The sequence below is a fragment of the Mucilaginibacter aquaedulcis genome (assembly GCF_030409325.1).
Lineage (GTDB): Bacteria > Bacteroidota > Bacteroidia > Sphingobacteriales > Sphingobacteriaceae > Mucilaginibacter > Mucilaginibacter aquaedulcis.
This window is the reverse complement of record NZ_JAUFPR010000003.1, coordinates 581815-606295: the sequence shown is the minus strand read 5'-3', so window position 1 is coordinate 606295 and position 24481 is coordinate 581815. Positions and strand designations below refer to the sequence as shown.

At 40.9% G+C, this 24481-nt stretch carries 28 protein-coding genes and 1 tRNA gene; 14 read left to right on the top strand and 15 right to left on the bottom strand.

All coding sequences use genetic code 11. The features are described 5' to 3' along the window. Positions 1–19: 19 nt before the first annotated feature. Positions 20–946: a hypothetical protein gene (locus QWZ01_RS17880; RefSeq protein ID WP_290325604.1), complete on the top strand. Its 927-nt coding sequence runs from the start codon at positions 20–22 to the stop codon at positions 944–946. A 90-nt stretch (positions 947–1036) separates the two neighbouring features. On the opposite strand, the gene QWZ01_RS17875 is transcribed toward QWZ01_RS17880, so the two are convergent. Further along, a complete protein-coding gene (locus tag QWZ01_RS17875) occupies positions 1037–1222 on the bottom strand; it encodes a CsbD family protein (protein WP_290325603.1) in 186 nt (61 codons plus the stop codon). A 223-nt stretch (positions 1223–1445) separates the two neighbouring features. Beyond that, positions 1446–3347, bottom strand: coding sequence for an acetate--CoA ligase (acs, locus tag QWZ01_RS17870; protein ID WP_290325601.1), 1902 nt, complete (start codon positions 3345–3347; stop codon positions 1446–1448). 238 nt (positions 3348–3585) lie between these two features. On the opposite strand from acs, the gene rpmB reads away from it, so the two are divergent. From rpmB to lpxB, 9 genes are all read left to right on the top strand, one after another. After that, positions 3586–3819: a 50S ribosomal protein L28 gene (rpmB, locus tag QWZ01_RS17865; protein WP_022830076.1), complete on the top strand. Its 234-nt coding sequence runs from the start codon at positions 3586–3588 to the stop codon at positions 3817–3819. A 105-nt stretch (positions 3820–3924) separates the two neighbouring features. Next, on the top strand, positions 3925–4107 hold the full coding sequence (rpmG, locus tag QWZ01_RS17860; protein ID WP_022830075.1) for a 50S ribosomal protein L33: 183 nt from the start codon (positions 3925–3927) through the stop codon (positions 4105–4107). 104 nt (positions 4108–4211) lie between these two features. Continuing rightward, the gene (locus QWZ01_RS17855; protein ID WP_076376000.1) at positions 4212–4376 is read left to right on the top strand and encodes a DUF4295 domain-containing protein; all 165 of its coding nucleotides are present in this window, start codon (positions 4212–4214) and stop codon (positions 4374–4376) included. Positions 4377–4546: 170 nt separating this feature from the next. Next, entirely contained in the window at positions 4547–5512 is a 966-nt protein-coding gene (ftsY, locus tag QWZ01_RS17850) for a signal recognition particle-docking protein FtsY (protein ID WP_290325592.1), read from the top strand. 124 nt (positions 5513–5636) lie between these two features. Then, positions 5637–6971 (top strand): 30S ribosomal protein S12 methylthiotransferase RimO, encoded by a 1335-nt coding sequence (rimO, locus tag QWZ01_RS17845; protein WP_290325589.1) that lies wholly within the window; start codon positions 5637–5639, stop codon positions 6969–6971. A gap of 142 nt (positions 6972–7113) precedes the next feature. Next, positions 7114–8730, top strand: coding sequence for a bacillithiol biosynthesis cysteine-adding enzyme BshC (bshC, locus tag QWZ01_RS17840; protein WP_290325587.1), 1617 nt, complete (start codon positions 7114–7116; stop codon positions 8728–8730). 201 nt (positions 8731–8931) lie between these two features. Continuing rightward, entirely contained in the window at positions 8932–9705 is a 774-nt protein-coding gene (gene surE / locus QWZ01_RS17835; RefSeq protein WP_290325585.1) for a 5'/3'-nucleotidase SurE, read from the top strand. Continuing rightward, the gene (locus tag QWZ01_RS17830; RefSeq protein ID WP_290325584.1) at positions 9698–9967 is read left to right on the top strand and encodes a hypothetical protein; all 270 of its coding nucleotides are present in this window, start codon (positions 9698–9700) and stop codon (positions 9965–9967) included. Before surE ends, QWZ01_RS17830 begins: the two co-directional genes overlap by 8 nt. Beyond that, positions 9964–11076, top strand: coding sequence for a lipid-A-disaccharide synthase (gene lpxB, locus QWZ01_RS17825; protein WP_290325582.1), 1113 nt, complete (start codon positions 9964–9966; stop codon positions 11074–11076). Before QWZ01_RS17830 ends, lpxB begins: the two co-directional genes overlap by 4 nt. Positions 11077–11130: 54 nt before the next feature. Here the strand turns inward: lpxB and QWZ01_RS17820 are convergent, their stop codons facing one another. The 5 genes from QWZ01_RS17820 to QWZ01_RS17800 form a co-directional block, all read right to left on the bottom strand. Next, positions 11131–11292: a hypothetical protein gene (locus QWZ01_RS17820; protein WP_290325580.1), complete on the bottom strand. Its 162-nt coding sequence runs from the start codon at positions 11290–11292 to the stop codon at positions 11131–11133. 35 nt (positions 11293–11327) lie between these two features. Further along, positions 11328–11456, bottom strand: coding sequence for a hypothetical protein (locus QWZ01_RS17815; protein WP_290325578.1), 129 nt, complete (start codon positions 11454–11456; stop codon positions 11328–11330). A gap of 30 nt (positions 11457–11486) precedes the next feature. Further along, positions 11487–11663, bottom strand: a complete 177-nt coding sequence (locus tag QWZ01_RS17810) for a hypothetical protein (protein WP_290325577.1) — start codon at positions 11661–11663, stop codon at positions 11487–11489. Positions 11664–11879: 216 nt separating this feature from the next. After that, complete coding sequence (locus QWZ01_RS17805) at positions 11880–13076, bottom strand: MFS transporter (protein WP_290325575.1); 1197 nt, start codon at positions 13074–13076, stop codon at positions 11880–11882. A 683-nt stretch (positions 13077–13759) separates the two neighbouring features. Further along, positions 13760–14287 carry a hypothetical protein gene (locus QWZ01_RS17800; protein WP_290325574.1) on the bottom strand — a complete coding sequence of 176 codons (528 nt, stop codon included), beginning with the start codon at positions 14285–14287 and terminating at the stop codon, positions 13760–13762. Positions 14288–14663: 376 nt separating this feature from the next. Here QWZ01_RS17800 and QWZ01_RS17795 point away from each other — a divergent pair. Both QWZ01_RS17795 and QWZ01_RS17790 read left to right on the top strand, forming a co-directional pair. Then, positions 14664–14737 (top strand) — tRNA-Ala (locus QWZ01_RS17795). Positions 14738–15037: 300 nt separating this feature from the next. After that, positions 15038–15367, top strand: coding sequence for a DNA-binding protein (locus tag QWZ01_RS17790; protein ID WP_290325573.1), 330 nt, complete (start codon positions 15038–15040; stop codon positions 15365–15367). Between the two features lie 477 nt (positions 15368–15844). On the opposite strand, the gene QWZ01_RS17785 is transcribed toward QWZ01_RS17790, so the two are convergent. Genes QWZ01_RS17785 through QWZ01_RS17760 form a run of 6 tightly spaced genes read right to left on the bottom strand, consistent with a single transcriptional unit; the run spans position 15845 to position 20097 of the window. After that, entirely contained in the window at positions 15845–16222 is a 378-nt protein-coding gene (locus QWZ01_RS17785; protein ID WP_290325571.1) for a response regulator, read from the bottom strand. Continuing rightward, positions 16219–17418, bottom strand: coding sequence for an ATP-binding protein (locus QWZ01_RS17780; RefSeq protein ID WP_290325570.1), 1200 nt, complete (start codon positions 17416–17418; stop codon positions 16219–16221). The genes QWZ01_RS17785 and QWZ01_RS17780 overlap by 4 nt, the downstream gene beginning before the upstream one ends. After that, positions 17415–18425 carry an ATP-binding protein gene (locus QWZ01_RS17775; protein WP_290325568.1) on the bottom strand — a complete coding sequence of 337 codons (1011 nt, stop codon included), beginning with the start codon at positions 18423–18425 and terminating at the stop codon, positions 17415–17417. Before QWZ01_RS17775 ends, QWZ01_RS17780 begins: the two co-directional genes overlap by 4 nt. Next, on the bottom strand, positions 18418–18831 hold the full coding sequence (locus QWZ01_RS17770) for an anti-sigma regulatory factor (RefSeq protein ID WP_290325566.1): 414 nt from the start codon (positions 18829–18831) through the stop codon (positions 18418–18420). The genes QWZ01_RS17775 and QWZ01_RS17770 overlap by 8 nt, the downstream gene beginning before the upstream one ends. Then, positions 18812–19222, bottom strand: coding sequence for an STAS domain-containing protein (locus QWZ01_RS17765; protein WP_290325564.1), 411 nt, complete (start codon positions 19220–19222; stop codon positions 18812–18814). Before QWZ01_RS17765 ends, QWZ01_RS17770 begins: the two co-directional genes overlap by 20 nt. An 11-nt stretch (positions 19223–19233) precedes the next feature. Further along, positions 19234–20097, bottom strand: a complete 864-nt coding sequence (locus QWZ01_RS17760; RefSeq protein WP_290325563.1) for an STAS domain-containing protein — start codon at positions 20095–20097, stop codon at positions 19234–19236. A 484-nt stretch (positions 20098–20581) separates the two neighbouring features. On the opposite strand from QWZ01_RS17760, the gene QWZ01_RS17755 reads away from it, so the two are divergent. Then, a complete protein-coding gene (locus QWZ01_RS17755; protein WP_290325561.1) occupies positions 20582–21730 on the top strand; it encodes a sensor histidine kinase in 1149 nt (382 codons plus the stop codon). Between the two features lie 481 nt (positions 21731–22211). On the opposite strand, the gene QWZ01_RS17750 is transcribed toward QWZ01_RS17755, so the two are convergent. Both QWZ01_RS17750 and QWZ01_RS17745 read right to left on the bottom strand, forming a co-directional pair. Continuing rightward, a complete protein-coding gene (locus tag QWZ01_RS17750; protein WP_290325559.1) occupies positions 22212–22769 on the bottom strand; it encodes a RidA family protein in 558 nt (185 codons plus the stop codon). Between the two features lie 97 nt (positions 22770–22866). Further along, positions 22867–23424, bottom strand: coding sequence for a Crp/Fnr family transcriptional regulator (locus QWZ01_RS17745; RefSeq protein WP_290325557.1), 558 nt, complete (start codon positions 23422–23424; stop codon positions 22867–22869). A 419-nt stretch (positions 23425–23843) separates the two neighbouring features. Here QWZ01_RS17745 and QWZ01_RS17740 point away from each other — a divergent pair, with 419 nt between their 5' ends. After that, positions 23844–24422 (top strand): cupin domain-containing protein, encoded by a 579-nt coding sequence (locus QWZ01_RS17740; protein ID WP_290325556.1) that lies wholly within the window; start codon positions 23844–23846, stop codon positions 24420–24422. The last annotated feature ends 59 nt before the right edge of the window (positions 24423–24481 follow it).

The following is a 24481-nucleotide window of genomic DNA, read 5'->3' as shown; positions in this document are numbered from 1 at the left end:
GTAGACTAATGAACTATCTATGAAAAAACTTCTGCTATTATTACTGTTCTGTACCATAGGCACAGCATCTTTTGCACAGCAAATCAACCGCTTTAATCCCGATACCATTAAAACCATTGTTATCGACTCGCTGGTTGATATCAAATCGCACAAGCTGAATGCGCAGGATTTTATTGATGCTGTACTGGCCGACACCGGTTTTTATAAGGCTTTTGAAAACATGAAACGCTATGGTTTCACCGCCGAGAACCGCATTTTTACCTACGACAAAAAGAACAAGGTTGATGGTAAAATATACCGGAAAATCATCCACAGTAATGCCGCCGGCAAGCATAAAATGGAGTACATAGCCAAAGCAGATAGCGGTAATATGTTTAAAAAGAACGGCAAGTACCAGCTGTATACGGTAGAGATGTTTGATTATATTTTCATGAACGCCTACAACTCTGATTTTACAAAAGGTGATGCGCTGCCGGGCTCGGGCGGTAAAAATGAATCATATAAGGACAAGCTCAAGACTCTCATTTTTACACCTGGCCGCAAGGTAAAGGGCATACCATTTATTAGCAGCAAAACCGAGATATTCTCTGGTGATATGAAGGATTATTATCTATATGAGTTTGCCCGCGGCAAGTATCTGGATACCATACCGGTATATCGCTTCAGGGTGAGGTTTAAACCAAGCACATCTGATGATGATACCATGATCAAGGAGATGACCACCATATTTGATGAACGTACTTTTCAAATACTGGGTCGTTACATTGATATGAAATTTAGCAATATGTTTGTTGATTTTAACGTGCAGATGAACATTGAGCTAAACAATTTTGGCGGCGAATTATTACCCACCAAAATTACCTACCAGGGTAACTGGAACATCCCATTCCATAAGGAGGAACGAGCCAGTTTTTTAATTGTGCATAAGGATTATAAAAAGGAATAAATAAAAAAGGCTCCTTATGGAGCCTTTTTTATTTATTCCGTCGTTGCCACGCTAAGTTTGCAATGACCGATTTGCTTTTTTCGTGTGCAATTATAAACTGTTGATCCATTTCACCAGCTCATCGCGGGATTTGCCTGTTTTTTGCTGTAGTTTTCCAAGCAGTTCATCGTCTTTGCCTTCTTCTCGTATCAGGTCGTCGTCTGTTAAATCGCCGTAGGCTTGTTTTACTTTGCCTTTCAATTCATTCCATCCGCCTTTTATTTCTAATTTATCCATGATGTTTTTTATTTAGATGTATTAGAAGAACAGGGCCAGGAGAGATTGGTTTTGGAAAGATTGAAAAATTGGGATAAAATAAGGTGTGTTTGCACGGGCATGAAAAGTGGAGCCGGGGCAAAAATGAAGGGAAGACTTACGAAGTTTCAAAACTTCGTAAGTCTGTAGAATGACTGTCAGTGGATGAAATCCTTATTCTTTTATCCCCAAATCTTTTATCCTATTATAATGCTCCTGCCTTGATCTCATCAACTACAGCCGGATCAAGCAGGGTAGAGGTATCACCTAAGTTTGAAGTATCACCCTCTGCTATTTTACGAAGAATGCGGCGCATGATCTTGCCCGAACGTGTTTTAGGCAGACCATTCACAAACTGAATTTTATCTGGTTTGGCAATGGCTCCTATGATGCGCGATACGGTCATCATGATATCCTTGCGGGTAAGATCATCCTCGGCATGGTGTTTAGGGCATACCACAAAGGCGTAAATACCCTGTCCCTTAATGTCATGCGGATAGCCAACCACAGCCGATTCAACCACACTGGTGTGCATGTTGATGGCATTCTCCACTTCGGCGGTACCTATGCGGTGACCGGAAACGTTCAGTACGTCGTCTACACGGCCCGTAATGCGGTAATAACCGTCTTCATCGCGCAGGCAGCCATCACCTGTAAAATATAAATTAGGATAAGGTGCAAAATAAGTAGCGCGGCAGCGTTCATGATCACCAAAGGTGGTGCGCAGCATACCCGGCCATGGGAACTTGATACATAAGTTACCGCTTACACCTGTGCCTTCAATTTCTTTTCCGTTCTCATCAACCAATACAGGTTGTACGCCCGGTAATGGCAAGGTTGCATAACTCGGTTTAGTAGGTGTAACGCCGGCAATAGGGGCGATCATGAAACCGCCAGTTTCGGTTTGCCACCAGGTATCAACAATCGGGCATTGTTTATGGCCGATTTTTTCATCAAACCAGTGCCATGCTTCCTCATTGAGCGGTTCGCCAACCGAGCCCAGTTTTTTAAGCGAACTGAAATCTTTGCCCTGCAGGGCCTCATCACCAAAGCCCATGAGCGAGCGGATGGCTGTTGGCGCGGTATATAATATATTTACCTTATATTTTTCCACAATATCCCAGAAACGGCCCGCATTTGGCCATGAAGGGATACCTTCAAATAATACGGTGGTTGCTCCCTGAGATAGTGGTCCGTAAGCAATATAAGAGTGCCCGGTGATCCAGCCGATATCGGCAGTACAGAAATAAACCTCGCCGGTATTGTATTGGAAAGCGTTGGCAAAAGTGTAACCTGCATAAACCATGTAACCGCCGCAGGTATGAACTACACCCTTCGGTTTGCCTGTTGAGCCTGATGTATAAAGGATGAACAGCATATCCTCGGCATCCATCTCTTCGGCAGGGCAGGGGATATTGCCTTGTGTTTCAACCTTTTTAACCTCATCTTCCCACCAAACATCACGACCTTTTATCATAGATACAGGCGTGCGGCTGCGGGTAAGCACAATTACTTTTTGTATAGAAGGACACTGAACCAGGGCATCATCAATAATTGATTTCAGCGGAATTTCCTTAGTGCCCCTGAAACCGCCATCGGCTGTTATTACAATATTACAGGAAGCATCCTTGATCCTATCGGCAATGGATTGAGCCGAAAAGCCGCCGAATACTACGGAGTGAATAGCGCCGATACGGGCACAAGCTAAAACAGCTATAGCCAGCTCGGGCACCATGGGCATATATATACAAATACGGTCGCCTTTTTTAGCTCCGTTATTTTTTAACACATTGGCAAACTGGCAAACCTTATCATGTAACTGGCGATAAGTTAATACGCGGTGATTTTCCTGCGGATCATTAGGTTCCCATATAATGGCCGGTTTATCGCCCAGGGTATCCAGGTGGCGGTCAAGGCAGTTTTCGGTAATATTGAGTTTTGCACCCTGAAACCATTTTACGCTGGGCTCTGTAAAGTTCCATTCCAGTACCTTATCCCATTTTTTGTGCCAGTAAAAATTGTCGGCAATGCCCGCCCAAAATTGCTCCGGCTGTTCAACACTTTGTTGATAAACCTGTTTATACTCTTCAAATGATGTAATCTTCATGGTATTTATAATGGTGGGCGTAAATTAGTAATTTATGTGTTATGTGCATATTAAAAACGCAACTTATTAAATAATTTTAAAAAGCTTTTTTTGAGTGATAACATGGTTAAAACACAGCTTAATAGGTATTTTAAAATTTATTTGATAATTTTTAAAAACACCATTGAATATTTGATTTAAAAGTCTGATATTTGCAAACTCTTTTTGAATAAAGGGTTGATAATTAAAAATATTTGTCATGTCAAGAATTTGTGATCTAACAGGAAAAGGGTCTATAGTAGGTAACAACGTTTCTAACTCAAACGTTAAAACAAAACGTAGGTTTCATCCTAACTTAAAGCTGAAAAAGTTTTATATCCCTGAAGAAGATAAATGGATAACCTTAAAGGTATCTACATCGGCTGTTAAAACCATCAGCAAAAATGGTATTACTGCTTGTATCAATAAATTTGTAAAAAAAGGATACATTTAGTAGATATTGCGTTCAAGGCTTTGTGAATTACATAAGCATTAAACGGAATATATAATTTGAAAAACTGCGTAAGCCGTGAGGTGACACGTACAACATAAAAAGAAAATGGCAAAAAAAGGCAATAGAGTTCAGGTGATTTTAGAGTGCACTGAACACAAAACAAGCGGTATGCCAGGCATGTCTCGCTATATTACCACTAAGAACAAAAAAAATACAACTGAAAGATTAGAGTTGAAAAAATTCAACCCGGTTTTAAGGAAAGTAACTGTTCATAAAGAAATTAAATAAGTTTACGTTTAGCGGTTTACGTTATTCGCAAAATAAACTTATAACTATAATTGTTTAACATTACGTAATACGTATCCACGTAAAACGTACAACACAAAAACAACATGGCAAAGAAAGTAGTTGCAACACTGAAAGTAGCAGGTAAAGGCAAAGAATATTCAAAAGTGATCACCATGAATAAATCACCAAAAACTGGTGCTTATTCATTCAAAACACAAATTGTCCCTAACGATTTTGTTAAGGATGCAATTGCAGGTAAAACTCTGTAATAACTTTTGATCAAAATACGGAAGCCGTCTTGTTTTTACGAGAGGGCTTTTTTTGTTAGGCCTCACCCCGGCCCTCTCCAAAGGAGAGGGGGTAAATAATGGCCGGCCAATACTAATCGATAACTTTTATAAAAAAGTCCTCTCCTTTGGAGAGGATTTAGGAGAGGCTTATGGGATTATTTGATTTTTTTAAGAAAAAGGAAAATACGCAGCAGGAGCAGCAAGCCCTTGATACCGGTTTGGAAAAAACCAAGGATAACTTTTTTTCAAAGATCACCAAGGTAATTGCCGGTAAATCGACAGTTGATGATGATGTTCTGGATGAGTTGGAGGAGGTGCTGGTAACATCAGACGTTGGCGTAAGTACTACATTAAAAATAATTGAACGTATTGAAGCCCGCGTAGCCCGCGACAAATACGTAGGCACAGGTGAGCTGAATACCTTATTAAAGGATGAGATTCAGCAATTACTGGCCGAAAATAACAGCAACGATTTCCGGAATTTTGAATATGGTAACCACAAGCCCTATGTAATTATGGTGGTTGGTGTTAATGGTGTTGGTAAAACCACCACTATTGGCAAACTGGCCCATAAATTAAAACAGGCCGGTAACCAGGTGGTTTTAGGGGCTGCTGATACTTTTCGTGCTGCCGCGGTTGACCAGATAAAACTTTGGGGCGAGCGTGTTGGTGTTAAAGTAGTAGCACAGGCCATGGGTTCAGATCCGGCTTCGGTGGCTTATGATACCCTGCGTTCGGCTGTTGCCAACGGCGATGATGTTGCCATTATTGATACCGCCGGGCGTTTGCATAATAAAGTAGGCCTCATGAATGAGCTTACCAAGATCAAGAATGTTATGCAAAAGGTAATACCAGGCGCACCGCATGAGGTGTTGCTGGTGCTTGATGCTTCAACCGGGCAAAATGCCATTGAGCAATGCAAGCAGTTTACTGAGGCTACCGCCGTTAATGCCCTGGCATTAACCAAGCTTGATGGTACTGCCAAAGGTGGTGTAGTGATCGGGATATCTGACCAGTTCAAGATTCCCGTAAAATATATAGGTGTTGGCGAAGGCATGGATCATTTGCAGCTGTTTGACAGGCAGGCATTCGTGAATAGCTTATTTAAAGAGTAAAAGATATAGAGCGCGTCATTGCGAGGTATGAAGCAATCTCAGAATATGCAGATGCGTTTTGTACAGTTCGCGATTGCTTCGTTCCACGCAATGACAATATGGTTATTGCAATGATTAGTGTGTTATGAAGACTAAAGAAATAATTCGTCCGGCCAAAATTGTTAAACCCCGTGTTAACGTGGTTACTTTGGGCTGCTCAAAAAATATATACGACTCAGAAATATTGATGGGTCAGCTGAAAGGCAACCAGTTTGATGTTGTGCATGAGGCCGATAAGGTAGGCAAAAATGATATCATCGTTATCAATACCTGCGGATTTATTGACAACGCCAAGCAGGAATCTATCGATACCATATTACAATACAGCGAGCTTAAGGAACAAGGCAAGGTGGGTAAGGTAATTGTTACCGGCTGCCTGAGCGAGCGCTACAAGCCTGAGCTGGAAGCTGAAATCACCAATGTAGATGCTTATTTTGGCACCAACGATCTGCAAAATTTGTTGCACTCTGTAGGGGCCGACTATAAACACGAGCTTATTGGCGAACGTTTATTAACCACTCCATCACACTTCGCGTATTTTAAAATTGCGGAGGGCTGTAACCGTCCCTGCTCTTTTTGTGCCATCCCGCTGATGCGTGGTAAACACCTGAGTACTCCTATTGACCAGTTGGTTAAGGATGCACAGGCTTTGGTTAAAAACGGCACCAAAGAATTGATCCTGATTGCGCAGGACCTTACTTACTACGGTCTTGATCTGTACGGCAAACGGAACCTTGATGAATTGCTTCGCCGCCTGAGTGATGTGAACGGTGTGGAATGGATCAGGCTGCAATATGCTTATCCGTCAGGTTTCCCGATGGAGATCCTGGATGTGATGAACGAGCGCGATAATATCTGCAAGTACATGGATATGCCATTGCAGCACATCAGCGATAACATGCTGAAATCTATGCGCCGTGGTATTACTAAACAAAAAACCATTGATCTGGTAAACCAGATCCGCGATAAGGTACCGGGCATTGCCATGCGTACTACCTTAATAACCGGTTATCCGGGCGAAACCCAGCAAGATTTTGAAGAGATGGCCCAATGGGTTGAAGATACTCAATTTGACCGCCTTGGTTGTTTTACCTACTCGCATGAGGAGAAAACACATGCCCATTCACTGGTTGACGATGTACCTGATGAAGTAAAACAGGAACGTGCTGATGCTATTATGGAAATTCAGCAGGGCATTTCTTTTGATAAGAACCAGGAAAAGGTTGGTCAAACCTTTAAAGTGCTGGTTGATAAAAAGGACGGTGATTACTTTGTTGGCCGTACCGAATTTGATTCGCCCGAAGTTGACAACGAGGTGTTAATTGATGCCAGCATTGATTATGCCACTATCGGAAGCTTTGTAAATGTGAAGGTTAATAGCGCGGAGGACTTTGATCTTTATGGACAAATTGTAAAATAATGCTAATTTGTGGCTTGTTATTAAGCGATTTAAGATTTAAAATCTAATTTCGACAACAGCATTTAATATTTTGATGCTTACCCGATGTTTGAAAATTGATTATTAAAATCCCAAATCGAACATCCGAAATCCAAAATTAAAGATGGAAGCCTCCTGTACAAGTTATAAGAACACCGGATTTTTTTCGCCAACGGTAATTGATTACATCGAGAACCGCGCAGAACTCAGGCCGTTTTACAGCCACCGCCCAGATATGGACGGTTTTGCCGAACTGTTGAAGAATAAAAAGGTTGTTGCCAATCGTGAAATACTGCATAGGGTATTATCCAAACAGTATGATTTGGCAGCAACTGAAAATTCAAGATTCAAAATCCAAAATTCAAAAGCGGTTGCTGATAATATTGAGCTTTTAAAGCTCCACAATACTTATACTATTACTACGGGGCACCAGTTAAATATTTTTGCCGGTCCCTTATATTTTCTTTACAAGATTGCTACGGCCATTAAACTGGCGCAGCAATTAAAAACCGCCCATCCCGATAAAAATTTTGTGCCTCTTTACTGGATGGCCAGCGAAGACCATGATTTTGCCGAGATCAATTATACCAATATTGGCGGCAAAAAAGTACATTGGTGGTATGAGGCTTCGGGTGCTACCGGGCGTATCAATCCTGATACTATGCGCCAGGCTCTTAACCAATATAAAGGTGTTTTGGGCATGGAAGGCTACTCGCAGGAGCTGGCCGAAATTGTAGAAACCGCCTACACCCGTTTTGATAAACTGGCCGATGCTACCCGTTACCTGGTTAATGCCCTGTTCGGCAGCTACGGATTGGTTATTATTGATGCCGATGACCATCAGTTTAAGCAGCAGTTTGCCCCAATCATGGAGCAGGACATCATCGGCCAAAACAGCTTTAAAAACATCAACGCTACAAATGAGCAGTTGCATCATTTGGGTGTGCATATACAGGTAAATCCTCGCGAGATCAACTTTTTTTACCTGAAAGATCAACTTCGTGAACGTATTGTTTTTGAACACGACAGCTACCAGGTAATGAATACGGAGATCAGCTTTACTGAAGCTGAATTAAAGCAGGAGATAGCAACCTACCCGGAACGCTTTAGTCCTAACGTAGTAATGCGTCCGCTTTACCAGGAATGTATTTTGCCCAACATCGCCTATATAGGCGGTGGTGCCGAGGTAGTGTACTGGCTGGAGCTTAAATCAAACTTTGATTTTTATAAGGTTGATTTCCCGATATTGATACTGCGTAATTCGGCCCTGGTGGTGCGTAAAGAGCAGGCAGCCAAAATTTCGCGTATGGATCTGGATGTGGCCGCCCTGTTTAAACAAAGCGATCTTTTGCAAACTGAGTGGATCAAAAAGCACAGTGAACACAATCTTTCGCTCGAAGAAGAATGGCGAGAGCTCACTTGTGTGTTTGAAAAAATAAAGCTGCGCTCCTATAAGATAGACCCATCATTGTCGCCATCGGCTGCCGCGGTGCAGGCTCGTCTTAAACATGCTATCGATAATCTCGAAAAGAAACTCATTCGAGCCGAAAAACGCAATTACGATGTAAGACTGGAACAACTATCGGCAATTAAGGCCGAGCTTTTCCCTAAGGATAGCTTGCAGGAACGTACAGAAAACTTTGGATTGATGTATGTAAGATGGGGTCAAACCTTTATTGATGAACTCGTTCGCCACTTTGAGCCCCTGGCTTTTGAGTTTACGATACTTACGGAAGCGTAAGCAAATAAAGGGCTGTCATGCTGAGCTTGTCTAAGCATTGCGCGTAGGGCCTGCCCACCATGCTTCGACAAGCTCAGCATGACACATCTCTTTTAGTGCCGGTATGATGTAAAGGTTTAAGCGTAATAGTTACCATACTTTATCGGTACCCCCTCTCTTTTTATTCCCTCACATCATTTAAAATATAAGTAATTTCGCATAATGAAAAGTACTAAACCAACCATACTTGTTGTAAATGATGATGGCATAACTGCCCCTGGTATAAAAGCCTTGATGGAGGCTATGAGCGAGATTGGCAGGGTAGTGGTAGTAGCACCTGATAGTCCGCAATCGGGCATGGGGCATGCCATTACCATAGGCAAACCGCTGCGTTTAGATAAGGTTGATATATATGAGGGTATTGAAATGTACCGCTGCTCGGGCACCCCGGTTGATTGTGTAAAGCTGGCCGTAAACAAGGTATTTAAAGGCCAGAAACCTGATTTGTGCGTATCGGGGATTAATCACGGTTTAAATAATTCTATCAACGTTTTATATTCCGGCACCATGTCGGCTGCTGTGGAAGGAGCTATTGAAGGTATCCCCTCAATAGGATTTTCATTAGATGATTATACCTTGCAGGCCGATTTTAGCCACTGTATTAAATATGTTAAAGAGCTTGCCCTGCAGGTTTTAACTAATGGCTTACCTCAAGCTACTTTGCTTAATGTGAACTTTCCTAATACCAGCAACATTAAGGGTGTAAAAATTTGTAGGCAGGCTTCAGCCAAGTGGGCTGAGGAGTTTGACGAGCGCATAGATCCGCACAAGCGTCCGTATTATTGGCTCACCGGTGTTTTTCAATTGAATGATCATGGGGAAGACACCGATGTTTATGCCCTGGAACACAATTATGCATCGGTAGTGCCTGTTCAGTTTGATATGACAGCTCATCATGCCATCCCATATTTAAACAACTGGAAGCTTAATGTTTAAAGTTAACACTATAACAAGAGGCGTTATTATCGGACTAATATTACCGGCAATAGCGGTGTTCATTTTTCTATACATATTAAAAGGCGACTTTTTAATATATAACAAACCGGGAATACCGTACCTGACAGCTGTATTTTTAAATTTATTGATCATGCGCTACTGCGCCCGCAAAGGCATGGATAAAATAGTCATAGGTATTGTGGCCGTATCTTTTTTGTTTTTAATAGCGGTGTTTGTATTTAAATTACAGCCTATAAGATGAGATATTATCTGGTAGCCGGCGAGGCTTCGGGCGATTTGCACGGAGCCAATTTGATGAAAGCCCTCAAAGAGCGCGACCCCGATGCGGAGTTTCGTTTTTTTGGCGGCGACCTGATGCTGGCCGAAGGTGGTACACTGGTAAAGCATTACCGCGAAATGGCCTTTATGGGGCTTATAGAGGTAATAGTGCATTTGCGGGCTATCCTCAAAAACATTCAGCAGTGTAAGGACGATATTAAGGCCTGGCAGCCCGATGTGCTGATACTGATAGATATTCCGGGTTTTAACCTGAAAATAGCGGCCTACGCCAAAACCATCGGGCTGGATGTAAATTATTACATATCGCCAAAGGTTTGGGCCTGGAACCAGAAACGGGTACTCAAAATCAAAAGGATTGTTGATCACCTGTTTTGTATACTACCCTTTGAGGTTGATTTTTATAAAAGCTGGGGCATGGAGGTTGATTATGTTGGCAATCCCCTGCTTGATGCTATAGCAGCGTTTAAGCCCGATCCAGATTTTTTACAACAACAGGGGTTAGGCGATAAAAAGATCATTGCCTTGTTGCCGGGCAGCCGTAAACAAGAGATCAGCAATCTGCTGCCATGTATGATAGCGGTAGCCGATAGCTTTCCAGACTATCAGGTTGTGATTGCCGGTGCGCCATCGTTCCATATTGATTATTATAAACAGTTTTTGGGCGATAAAGATATTCCTGTACTGTTCGATACCACTTATAATTTATTGAGCCATGCTAACGCCGCTGTTGTGGCATCAGGTACGGCAACGTTAGAAACTGCTTTGTTCCATGTACCGCAGGTAGTTGTTTACAAAGGCAATGCAGTTACTATTGCGGTGGCACGTATGGTAGTAAAGCTTGAGTTTATTTCCCTGGTTAACCTGATCATGAATAAGGGCATAGTAAAAGAGCTTATCCAGGAAACCTGTACTTCCGCAAAAATTAATACAGAGCTCGATTTGATATTAAATGACAAAGATTACCGGGATACCATGCTGAGCAATTATAACCTGCTTGATGAGCGTATGGGCCAGCCAGGTGCCTCGGCAAAAACGGCCGAGCTGATCATTAAATACGCTAAAAACAAATAAAGCCCTGCTGGTACAGGGCTTTATCGTTTTCATAGGTGTGATGATATATATAGATCAGGCTGCTGAGCGTGTTTGCGCCATGGCTGTCTGAGTGTTGATGTTCATTACTTTATTTTTCGCTCTGAAATTTTTAAGATCTTCCATTAAAATATTTTTCAATTCGGTGTCAAAGCGGGCAACTAATTTACTTGCTGATGGTGTTTTAGTGGTTTTCATAGATAAGTATTTTGTAGGTAAGTGTCTTTTATTGATTAAGCGGCAGTAGGTAAAAACTGGTTTTTAGCTTTAATAGCTTTTAAATCATTCATGATTATTTTTTTAAGCTGATTATCAAAGCTTGCTACTAATTTGCTGATTGATGGTTTTTTAGAGGTTTTCATAGTTTTAGTGTTTTGTATGTTTTAAATTTCTTAATTCTTTTTTTCGGTGTCTTCGTTTTCGGTAAGGTTATCTTTCCGGCGTTTAGCTTCCTTATACTGCCTTAATAACTGTTCTTCGTCACGCTCGTCTGATGGTTTTGTGGGTTCCACAGGATTTTCCCATTCTTTCTCATCTTCCTTAACCGTCGTATTCTTTTTAGTTTCCATAACAGTTACGTTTGATGAGTACTATTCCAAATCAATGCCAAAAAAATCAAAAGCAATAAAAAAGTCATGGAACTGTGTGAAAAAAATTACGACAATATGTAAAAACCCACAGAAAGCGGGTTTTTATACCAAATAAAAATTCGGTTTTTTTATACAGGTGTATAAAGTTGAATAAGGAGGATGGCGTTCAAAACGGTCAGTTGCCGTACAGTAGTGTTAATTCCGTACAGTTTTATGGTGACTAAACAGGTGTACCATCAACGCGATAATAGCTAATCCTCCACCTATGGCACATACACCCGTCCACCCAAAGCTGTTCCAGAGCAGGCTTGCCAGGAATGTTCCGGAGGCACCGCCTATAAAATAAGACACCATGTACACCGTATTTAAGCGGTTGCGGGCCTCTGGTATAAGGGCGAAGATGATAGACTGGTTAGAAATGTGCGTGGCCTGTACTCCCATATCTAAAACAATAACTCCTAGAATGAGTCCCGCCATGCTATGGCTCGAAAAATAAAATATAACGTAGGAGATCACCACCAGCAGTAAAGTATATCCTGATAACTTAAATGCATCCATTTTATCGCTTAGCCTTCCCATTAATCCTGCTGCCAAAGCACCGAATGCACCAACCAAACCGAAAGCTCCGGCCGCTGCACTGCCTTCATTAAACTGAGGTTGTTTTAATAAAAACACAAGGGTTGTCCAAAAAGCGCTGAATCCTGCGAAGCACAAAGCTCCTCTGGCCGATGCCATGCGCAGCTTAGGTTGTGTTTTAATAAGGTGACCGAGCGATTGCATCAGTTTTTTATAATTGCCTTTATAATCAGGCTCTACCTCTGGTAAAAAGAAAAATATCATTAACCACATAGCTGCCATGAGGCCGGTAGCGATGTAGTACATGGCCCGCCAGCCAAAATGCTCGCCCACAAAACCGCTTAAAGTACGAGAGAGGAGTATACCTATAAGCAAACCACTCATGATAAAACCCAGCTTTTTACCTCGCTCATGTGGTTTTGCCAGATGAGCTGCCATTGGTATTAACAATTGTGGGATTATTGAAGATAAACCAAGCAAAAATCCGGCTATGGTTAATACCAAAATAGAAGGTGCAGTAGCGCTGATCAGTAACGATATTATCATGAAAATAAAAACGATCAGGATTAACCGCTTACGTTTTACCATATCGCCCAGCGGAACAATGAATAATAAGCCGCAGGCATAGCCTATTTGTGTAAATAAAGAAAATTGCTGCGCTTTTTTATCAGATATGCCAAATGTGTGTGCAACATCGGCTAACAGAGGCTGGTTATAGTATATGTTGGCTACGACCAATGCTGTAGCAATGGTCATGATCCATAAAGTAAATTGTGTTAAATGCGGATGATTTTTTGTTGCTGCGGTAGAAGTCATAGGCTGTTTATAAATCTGCTGCAAAAGTGACAAAGCATTTTTAAAAAGATGCTTGTTTAAGGTAATTTTTATCACACAATAGCAATAAGAACAAAATTTAGGAGTTTACTATAATGAGAAAATAATAGAAGCTGAATTGGTTTTTAAATTGTTTTTTGACTGATAAGTTACCTTTTTGTTGGTGATTTAATAGATTTTGGTAATTTATTTATTAAAATATGGAATTTTGCGATATTTTAATCTTGTTTTAGTGTTATTTGTTGTTAAAATTATCTGAAAGTGTATTTAATGTTAAAATAAAATTTAGTTTGTGTAATAATATCTCATTTATTTAGTTATTTAATGGCTCGGAGGTGAAATTTTAAAAAAATTGCTACATTATTAATGTTTTATTGGTAATTTTGACAATCAAGTAGTTGGTGTAGTGTTATTTAGTAAATGTTACAAAAAAATTACAAAATAACATATGGTAATTTAAAAACTTAGTGTTACTTTTACACCATCGAAAGATACACAGAAAAAGTCTTCTCATAATTTAGGTTTATAATTGGTTAGTAAAGGCCCCTGCCCATCAGGGGCTTTACTTATTTTATAGCCTCACCATTTCAGGATATATTTAAAGGAAATTTACTTTATTAATCAATTGCCAACATGTACGCCGCAATTTGTTTATGAACTGGTCATTATAACACTACAGGTAATATCGCTTTGTAAAACACGATCATTACTAATATCAGGCTTAAAACAAATGAAATTACCGCAGTCATTAATATTTGGCGGCTTAGGATAGATACAAAGGTTTGATTTTTTCGGGCTTTAGCCAGGAATGCCTTTTCGGTACTTATTTCATCTTCCGACCAGTGTGTATTCTCGGTTCGTTTCAGGCTCCTCATAATGATCACTTGATAATATAAGCATGACGTTGATAGAAACCTATGGTATAAGACTGCCGATAATGACAGTATAATGCATATTAAGGCAATGATCATCATGCTGATGCACGTTACCGTAAGCTTATTGGATTTCTCCAAAACAATATCCTTTATCAAAAAACCGAATCCTCCTATAGCAAGAAGATCTATTCGCATCAGCTCGTTGGCAAAGCTTTGGTACCTGTCAACAATATCAAAATCGGGCTTCCAGACTTCGTCGGGAATTTCAACGTCGGCTATCAATTTAGCAGCAACCCTGTTTTTTACAATCTTGTACATTTTTAAAAGGATTTATAAATACTTAGGTTTTATTTACAATTTGAATTATCCTTGTTTTTGCGTACCCATCATTCGTCTGTACAGGCAATAGTACTCGCCGTTAAATAGTAAAAAAAGCTTTTGATGATGGTTGAGATCAGTATTATAAACTTAATTAATTTAATCCGTAACCATTAACCAATAGTGGTATTATTTAAATTATTTTCTACAGGTTTATAAAGGTAGAATCAGCTCTTGGATGCGGTCGATGTTTTTGAAATAACCACATGGATGGGGTGATAAAGTTCTCTAACGTATTCACACAGAATGCAATCAGAAAAATTATCGCTCAGAATTTTATTTTATTGGTTAATATGATATATTTGCAGCCCGCAATGGGGGATTAGCTCAGCTGGCTAGAGCGCTTGCATGGCATGCAAGAGGTCATCGGTTCGACTCCGATATTCTCCACCTGATAATCAAGGCTTTACGAAACTTCGTGAAGCCTTTTTTTATTATGGGATTACTATGGGACTACTATATGCCCATTATAATATTATTCATTACGATTCATTCAAGCTCGATTGCCCGATTTTTTGGGCTTTAATAAATGAAGAATTACATTGTCGATGCATCCAAGAATAATATATTGCCACAATCTGAAGGTTGAGTCATTTTGCTACTAACTGAAAAATAGTTGTTATCCGACTCGGATAAACTCGGATGATTGAAAGTTTAATAAGATGAAATTTTGTCAAAACTTTTATCGTTATGGCAAAAACTGAAATCAATAGAGACAATGGTCAATCCCCATTGTTTGCAAATCAGCTAACCACTGTCCAGGATCTAAACAATTTTAAAAAGGAATTGCTTACAGAAATTAGGCAACTTATATCCTCCCAAACCACTCAACCTGTCAAGCGTTGGTTAAAGTCATTTGAAGTAAAAGAGCTACTTCACATTTCCACTGGAACATTACATAATCTTCGAACCAATGGTACTTTACCCTTTACTAAAATTGTCGGAGTGGTTTTTTATGATATGATTGCTGTCGAAAAAATACTAGAAAAACATACTTCTTTTAAGAAATTGAAATTTTAATTTCAATTGTTAATTATCTTAAAAGGGCAGGAAGATAGATTACGCATAAATATGCAGTAATAAGGCAAAATAATAGTATTGTTACCGTCCTAACGTTTCTAACTATAACTACAGCCGCCACCGGGCCATCCGTATTCCTGTAATTTTCAAAAAATCGAATTCCCCGTTTGATCCTGTTGAGATATTGGTTTTCAGAATTACTTATTTGTCCAACAATCGATTATTAATTACCAATGATCGTTGTCTAACAAGGTAGTGGAGGCTGTTCCTTCATAATTCTTGTTTTTAAGCAATAAGAGATTTATCCAGATTTCATCTCGAAAGTAAAAAACTGTTTAAGCTCGTAAATTGATTAATTGTCAAATTTTTGTTCAATCACGTTGTTTCGTACGATGGATTCAGCATCCCTTAAATGGTGTGATCCGACCTTTCAGAATTTCCTATTAAGCCAGATATTATCGGATTAAAGCATTTTAGCTATTGCGGCCTATGAAATGCTTTATTTACGATCTCTTTCAATTCATCGAGATCGAATGGCTTAGGCAGAAACATGTCTGCCCCTGCAGTTTTGGCTAGGGATTCAATATCGCTATTAGCCGAAAAGTAGATAACCGGTATATATTTGGTATCCTGAGTACTTTTAATGCGTTGTGTTGCATTAACTCCACCCTCATCAGGTATCCAATTGTCCATCAAAATTACTGATGGCTTGAAAGCGGTAATATGATCAATCAAACCAGCACAGTTGCCGTAAACGCTCACCTGCCAGCCGTCTTGTTCGAGAATATATGTGCAGATTGACTGGATATCATCATCATCATCAAAGATCATGATCCTTTTTGCCGCTGTATTCATGATGTTGTTGATAAAGGTATAGTGAAATGAAAGGTCGAGCCCGATCCTTCCGTACTCTCTACCCAGATTTTACCGTTATGGTCATTGACAATTTTGGAGGTAATATACAGCCCCATTCCCAGGCCGGTGTGACTTTTAAGCACATCTTTAGCCCGGTAAAATTTTTCAAAAACAGAGTGGGTGGTTTCAGCAGACATACCGCGTCCCTGGTCTGTTATACTGATAGTGATCATACCTTCTTCCGATAAGGTCGTTGAAACAGAAATACTGGTATTTCGGTCCGAGTATTTTGCTGCATTGCCCAGCAGGTTGGCAAGCACCTGCTCCATGCGTAATCCATCGATCATCACTTTGACATCATCGCAAAAATTTGTTTTAAACGTATGATAAGGCAAAATGTGACGCATGATGGCGACCTGAGCATGTAAAAAATCATTGAAGCTGACCTCCTTCATATTGTACTGCAGATTTCCGTTTTCAATCTTAGAGATATCCAATAGTTGCTGTACCAGCGTCAGGAGTTTATTGGATTGAACATCGATTTTGGTAAGCAAACTTTGTACATGCTCATTGATCGGCTCTTTATGGGCTTTGGCCATCTGGGTATAGGCCTTTAGAACTGTTATCGGCGTTTTAAGTTCATGGCTGGCGATGGAAATAAACTCATTTTTTTTCTCATCGATCAGCCGGGATTGCCGTAGTGCTTCATCTTTCTCACTAGCCTGGCGGTGTAGCGTCATGTTCCGTAACTTGATCTCTTCGTAGGGGTTCAATGGTAACTCCTCTTCAAAATCTTTTTTCAGGATACCAATCTTCACAGGGTCGAGTTTTAATGAGCGCGGCAAACCAATTTTCATGGTAATCATATTTGCTGCCTCCGTTTCCGCTAAATCAAAGCCGGGCACTAATTTCTGCGCGTAATAAAATCCTGCGTCCGAATTGGTGAAACGGATATCCTTATTGAAAGTGACTGTCGCCATCAGACTGTAACGCGTCTTGCTTTGTTCAAGCCCAATATCTAAAATGCCGTCGTCGGTATGCTCGATCACGGTGCGGGCAATTTCTGATACTGCTGTTGCAAAAGTGGTTTGCGTCGCCACGGTCAACCCCAACCGTTCGGCTACTTTCATGGACCGTTTATGTGACAACACCAGGTCCATTTCATTTTCCAATGAAATTGATACTACTTTGATCATTTTACTCTTGCAATTATCACCGACATATCATCATTGCGGCGTGCGTGATCCTTGTAAATTGCTGCCGCTAAGATAGTTAAATCGTATTTATACATCATCGGATATTTGGCCATATCTATACGCGTTTTAATTCCATCGGAGCAAAGCATTACCTGGTTGAATTCTTCTGAATGATAACTCTGGTCATTCATGGTATTGGGAATATTATGGCCCACAATACCGTTATAGGACATGTGGTTTTTGAAATTCACCGGCCCGAAAAACCTGACGGCAATATTACCCACGCCGGCGGAGGTCCATACCTTTCGCGCATAGTCGTAACCAATAATATTAATTACTGCCCCCCGGGTCTTTTTGATGGCGCTGTGGATAAAACGGATCGTTTCAGTCGGGTTGTAATCCGGAAAAACTTTGAAAGCGACAGCTGCTTCGTTTACGGCCTTATTGGCTTCCGGTCCGTGGCCCAAGCCATCTGCCAGCATCATTTTTAGGTATTTCTCCGTTTTTTTATAAACGAATCCGTCACCGCTTGTTTTCTCGCCCGGTTTGTAAACCACGATCGGGCGCATGGTCACTTCGTTTTTCACCTTCGGTTTGTCCGGTTCATTGTAAACCCGGCTTAGAACGATCGTACCCCATCCAATTTGAGAATAGAGCTCAAATGTATCCGATAATCTTTTCATGCTGCCCAGGCCATGTCCCAGGGTGTTACTTGTGGACACGCCGTCCTGCATCATTCGTGCAGGATTAATCATCCCCGGACCATTGTCGATGCTGATCAGTTCGATATAAGGCGAACCCTCATTAGAAAAAACGCCCATCAGGAGTTCTCCACCGTCGCTGTATTTAAAAAGATTGGAGGTCATTTCCGCCACGATAAGATCCAGTTCACTGATCTTTGACGGATTCATGCCGGCTTCTGTTGCTTTGCGGTGAATCTCCTTTTTGATCAGGGAGAAATAACTCCGGTCATCCGCTGGAAAACTGATATGTGTCGCGTCAACCATTTGCCCATTTTACTATCGTTACTACTGTACCTTCGCCCACTTTGCTTTTGATGTCGAATTCGTTAACCAGTCTTCTGGTTCCCGGCAGGCCCAGTCCTAAACTTTTACCGGTTGAAAAACCATCACGCATAGCTGCGGCGATATCCGGTATGCCTGGTCCTTTATCTGAAAAAGTCAGGCGGACACCATTATTGCGGCCCGCGGATACCACCTCGATAATGCAGACGCCGCCATCCGCATAGCGCATCATGTTGCGCACCAGTTCACTGCACGCTGTCAGCAGCCGGGTTTGATTGACTAAACCCATTTTGATCTTTACCGCAGTTTCCTTGACACGGTTCTTTAAAAAAACTACATCCTGCTCCTTTAAAATCTGTATAGTATCTTTACTCAGTGATAAAGTCATCGTTGGTCTGGTCTTCGTCTGCGTCCTCTTCGGTTTCTTCAATCATGGATTTCAGCAAATTCATGCCTTTTTCCATATCCAAAGCGGTGTGCACGCCTTTCAGCGGCAAGCCCAGCTCAATTAATGTGATGGCGACCGCGGGCTGCATGCCCACGACTACCGTTTCTGCATCCAGTATTTTGGACATACTGGCGATATTGCCAATTATTCTTCCCATGAAGGAATCAACAATGGAAACGGCTGAAATATCAATCAAAACACCTTTCGCATTGGTTTTATTGACCATTTGTACCAGATCTGCCTCCAGGTTGAGGGCGAGACGGTCATAAAGATCGACTTGAATCGTCACCAACAAAAAGGCTCCCATCCGGAGAATAGGGATTTTATCCATCAGTTATGCTATTAAAATTTTGTAACGGTACTGATTTTTTTAACTTCTAAACGCATCACTTTGAATGAATAAGCCAGGGCGCTGGCCAAGGTCGCTTTAGTAATGATATTGGAAAGGTCTATACCCAAATGCACCACGGTCTGGGCAATCTCAGGGCGAATTCCGCTGATAATACATTCTGCACCCATCAGGCGAGTTGCGCTGACCGTCTTGATCAAATGCTGGGCAACCAGCGAATCGACTGCCGGTACACCTGAAATATCTAATATGGCAATACTGGAACCGGTCTCCACGATCTCCTGTAACAGGTTTTCCATTACGATCTGTGTGCGGGCGCTATCTAAAGTTCCAATGATCGGCAAGGCTAAAATTCCGTCCCAAACCCGGATGACCGGTGTGGATATTTCGGTAATTTCGTCAGTCTGCCTTAGGATCACTTCTTCCCGACCTTTGATGAAGGTCTCAAAAGTTACTACACTCAAGCTGTCCATCATGCGGTTGATCTTTAGGCTTTCGGTAAAAAGCGTTTTAGGATCATCACTGATCTCCTGTTGTAAGACCTCCAATAATGCTTCCTTCAAAGAGAATACAAAATTACCAGTTTCACGAGGGCTAAAGCCCTGGCGCGCACGGGTGATAGCAATGCCACCTAATATTTCGATCACCGGGCTCCATTCATCAGAATCCAGGTTGGTGAAATTATCACCGGATAAATTACTGACCAAAGCCGTAATCAACTCTTCAGACTGGCTGCGCAGTTCGTCGTTACTGATCAGGTCTTCACGTAAGCCTTCGTCAGCCAGTTGGTTCTTCATCCAGAGTTCAAGGATGTTTTTTTTCTTGTTTTTTAGCAATTGATAAGTTTTTTGAGACATGGATGAAGGATACAGGTTAAACCTTAAACTATATGATCCAAACTTGGCAAGTTGAATAAGGTGGAAAGGTAGAAAAAAGGTTTCATAATTTGAAATTCCATTTCCTGTAAAAAAGCGAGAAATGGAATAATAAAACCCGTTGAATTTGAATGTTTTAGATATTTAGGTTAGTAGCGTGCGAGCTTTTGCTGTAGATCAAAAAATTTAAATAATAACATCCTCACAACAGCATTTCACGTTTGTATAACTAGCGTAGTAAGATCACCTTCTATGTGGTTGTGATGCCATTTGATAGGCAGTCCGACTAAAATAGACTACAGAATTTTTTTTTATTAACCGATTGACAACACAATCGCGGTCATTGTTTTAATGGATGGATTTTTGTTTATACTATGTAGTATAGATATCATGAATGGGTTTAACGCAATAACTTACCAAGTTAAAATATTCTGTTTAGCAAAATAATATTGATGCCTAAAACTTTGTGAGTAAATTTAAAACCCCTGCTATGGATCTGCCTCCTTCATTTTCAAACGAATTCGATGAACAAACCCGCTTAGTGCTGGCCGCTTATCTAGCGTCTACCAGCGGTATTATCATTACCGACAGTCAAAGCCCGGATAATCCCATCATTTTTTGTAATAAAGCTTTCGAAAGGATAACCGGCTATTCCAAAGAAATGATCTTAGGCAGAAATTGTCGTTTCTTACAGGGGCAAACACGTGAACAAAAAGGGCGGTTTATTATTCAGGAAGCTTTATTGGCAGAACAAGCGTGTATTGTAGAAATGTTGAATTATAAAAAGGATGGAAAGGCATTTTGGAATGAATTGCATATTTCCCCGATAAAAAACAAAGACGGCTTAACGACGCACTATGTAGGCGTTCAAAATGACATCACAGACCGTAAATTGCGGCAAAGACAAACCGATGAGGAACTGAAGCAGGCTTTAAAACTACAGCAGGAAAAAGACGATTTTTTGTCTGTCGCAAGTCATGAGTTAAAGACCCCTATCACTAGCCTGAAAGCCATATTGCAGATCCTTGCCAAAAAAGATAATACATTAGCAGCAGAAAAAGCCGCTGATCTCATTAACCGTGCTAATGACAGTGTAGACAGGATCAAGAGGCTTGTAGACAACCTGCTCGACAGCACAGCGCATCATGCAGGTAATATCAAACTAACCAAGAATCTGTTCGTATTAGCTGAGATCATCAACGTTTGCTGCCTACATATTCGTTCTAAAGGCGACTTCTCGATTAACGTGGAAGGTGATCTTAATTTGGCGATCAGAGCTGACCCGGATAAAATTGGCCAAGTATTGACGATACTGGTCGATAACGCAGTTAAATATGCCCGTACTTCGCGGACTATTACCGTAGCGATAACCGTTGAGGATGATCAGGCCAAAGTATCTGTTATTGACCAGGGCATTGGAATACCTCAGGAAAAACAACCATACCTTTTTCAACGATATTTCAAAGCAGAAAGTAACGGGTTTCCGTCCTCCGGCCTGGGACTTGGACTATATATCTGCGCTGAAATTATTCAAAAACACCATGGTGATATTGGTGTTGAGAGCGTGGAGGGGAAAGGCAGCACATTTTGGTTTACGCTACCTTTATTAACCTGATCAACATTCGGTTTGGCATTGTTTAAGCTCCGCACGGAGCTATACACGCATTTGTTCTTACAACAAGTATTGAAGTTACAGGGTGACAGATACTCGCTCCTCTTGCGGATGATGTTGAGGTTTTACGCTTATCCCTATTAAGAAGCTGAATTTTTTGAATACTTAATGGGAAAACCTTAATCAGTATTGAAGACAAGCGTATGGTATTCAAACCAAACACTTATGAATAAAAGTACAATTCGACCCGAATCTCGCCATTTGTGCCTACGAGTGATCTCCGCGCTTGAATACAAATTAAAATGGCCTTTCTGATACAGAAAAGCCATTTGCTATTAAAGTAGCCCAACCGAAGTTAGTCAGCGCCGCCTTATGAGCGATGTTGGTTTCAAAAAGATTTAATATTGTACGAACCCGGACTGAGAACGGGCTATTTTAGGAAGTGTCTTACCGATATTTCCGGGGAGTCGGTATACTATAATTATTAATTGGTGTGTGCTACAACCCTGATTTCAATCAGCTGCTCCGGGTACCACAGACCTGTCACACCAATGACAGTCGCGGCTGGGCGGTGTGTACCCATATACTCCTGCAGCAGCGGAACTAGCGGTGCAGATTGCTCCGGCGGATTTGTTAAATAAATTATCATATCCGCAATGTTAGACTTTGTGACATTGAATCCAGCCAGCACGCGGTCGATATTCTTTAGGGTTTGCCTTACTTGCGCCTCAAAATCACCAACGCCCGTAACCGCATCCGTCGTATCATGAGAATATTGTCCCGAAATATAAATGGTGCCGTTAACACTGTAACCCTGACTGATGAGAATATTGGCGTATTCCGATGAGGCACCGAGATTGAAAGTTTTGACCTTAGAGGTCGTAGTTGTATTTTCCATATGTTTTGTTATTTTAATTTGTGCTAATGCAGGCATGGCCATAATGACTACTAATGCTAAAATTGATATAATACTTCTCATGCACACCGTTGCAATCGGTGCCGAAGCTTTTTGAGTAATTGATTTTAAATTTTGTGTTTTCAAAATGAGCCGTTGTTTAATACTTCAAAAGTATAAACAACAACTGATGATTGCTCTTGACCTGCCTCACGACTTTGATGTGAGCCAGATCACACTAATCCTATAAACGACTTAAAGTTTCGCGTGAAACGCCTAGGTAGGCAGCGATCAGGCTTTTGGGGACGCGCTGAATAAGGGAGGGGTATTGTTTGAGCAATTGTTCGTAACGCTCCTTAACATTGGAGGTCAATGAAGATATGATCCGCTTTTGAGCACCGAGAAAACCGAAGGTTGCCTTTTCCAGAAAAAACCGTTCAATTTTCTGCAACCCGTCACAAAGTTTTTTATAATCTTCGAAAGACAAGCAAAGAACTTCCGTATCTTCCAGGCACTCCAGTGACATAGTGGCCTTGGTCTGTGTGTAAAAAGCATAAAAATCACTTTCCCACCAGTCTTCCATCGCAAATGAAATGATATGTTGTTTTTCCGTATCATCTGTAAATACAAGCTTCAAAAGACCTTTTAAAACGAAGTAATGGCACGGTACAATATTGCCCTGCTGGATCAGGAACTGATGCTTTTTAAACTTCCTGTTCTTAAAATGGGAAATGACGAACGCATACTCGTCATTAGTGAGCGGTACGATCTTTTCAATATGCTCCCTTAGTTGAACAGACATTATTTTAATGGTTGGATGGAGGCAAAGTTAAGCTATTCGGCACAATATTTTTAAAATCGACGACATTCAATATAAAGAATAAATCGGTCGTTATTTTCGAAAAAGTTTACAAATCATCCAGCACTGCTTGGTTACAATATAGCCTGCCGGATCTGTTTTGGATTAGCCAATATCCGTCGAGAAGATTCTGAGGGAGCTGATGTTTACAGTCAAGCTCACCACTTGAGCGCATCCGGCGAGCCAGGTGAGCAAAGAAATTTTTAAGGTATAATTTTTAGTTGCGCTTTGATGAGCAATTGAGGAATCAACCTGCACTTTTTCATTCTGATCATGATTTTTGTGTTGGATAAAATCTTATTTAATGTTGGTTGTCGCCTCAATTCGCTAACTTTATGAAGATGCTCTAAATCAAAACGTTCATGAAGAGAAACACTTTTGTAAAATCTTGCCTTGCACTAGGTTCCGCGGCGCTTTTACCTCTCAGCAGCGTGGCTGCAAGTATAAAAAAATACAGAACACAAAAAGGTTTCTTGGTAAATGCTGGCGGGAGCCGGACGGAGAAACCAATAACACTTTTTGAAGGCGATACTTTTCTTACCAAGGTCTCAACCGGCGATTCCGACGGGGATATATACGTCTATGAATCGAGCCGGGCAAAGGAGGGTGGTCCGGCGCATCATTATCATTTTTCGCAGGACGAATGGTGGTATGTTTTGGAGGGCGAATTTTTAATAAAAATAGGCGATGATACTTATCATGCAAAGACGGGGGACAGTGTTTTTGGTCCCAGAATGATACCTCATAGTTTTGCGAAGATAGGTGAAGGAAATGGCCGTTTGCTGCAATTTTTTCAGCCTGCCGGAAAGATGGAAGAATTTTTTACACAAATAAGTCAAGGAGCGACCAAAAATATGACCGAGGAAGAGCAGGATAAATTCAGGGAAGCACATGGTTTTAAAAGAGTCGGCCCTGCTATCAAAAATTTCAAGAAAATGTAGATCAGCCCGTTTTTGATTTTTGAAATTTCGATTTGTTATTGGAATAGATTGCAAATTTT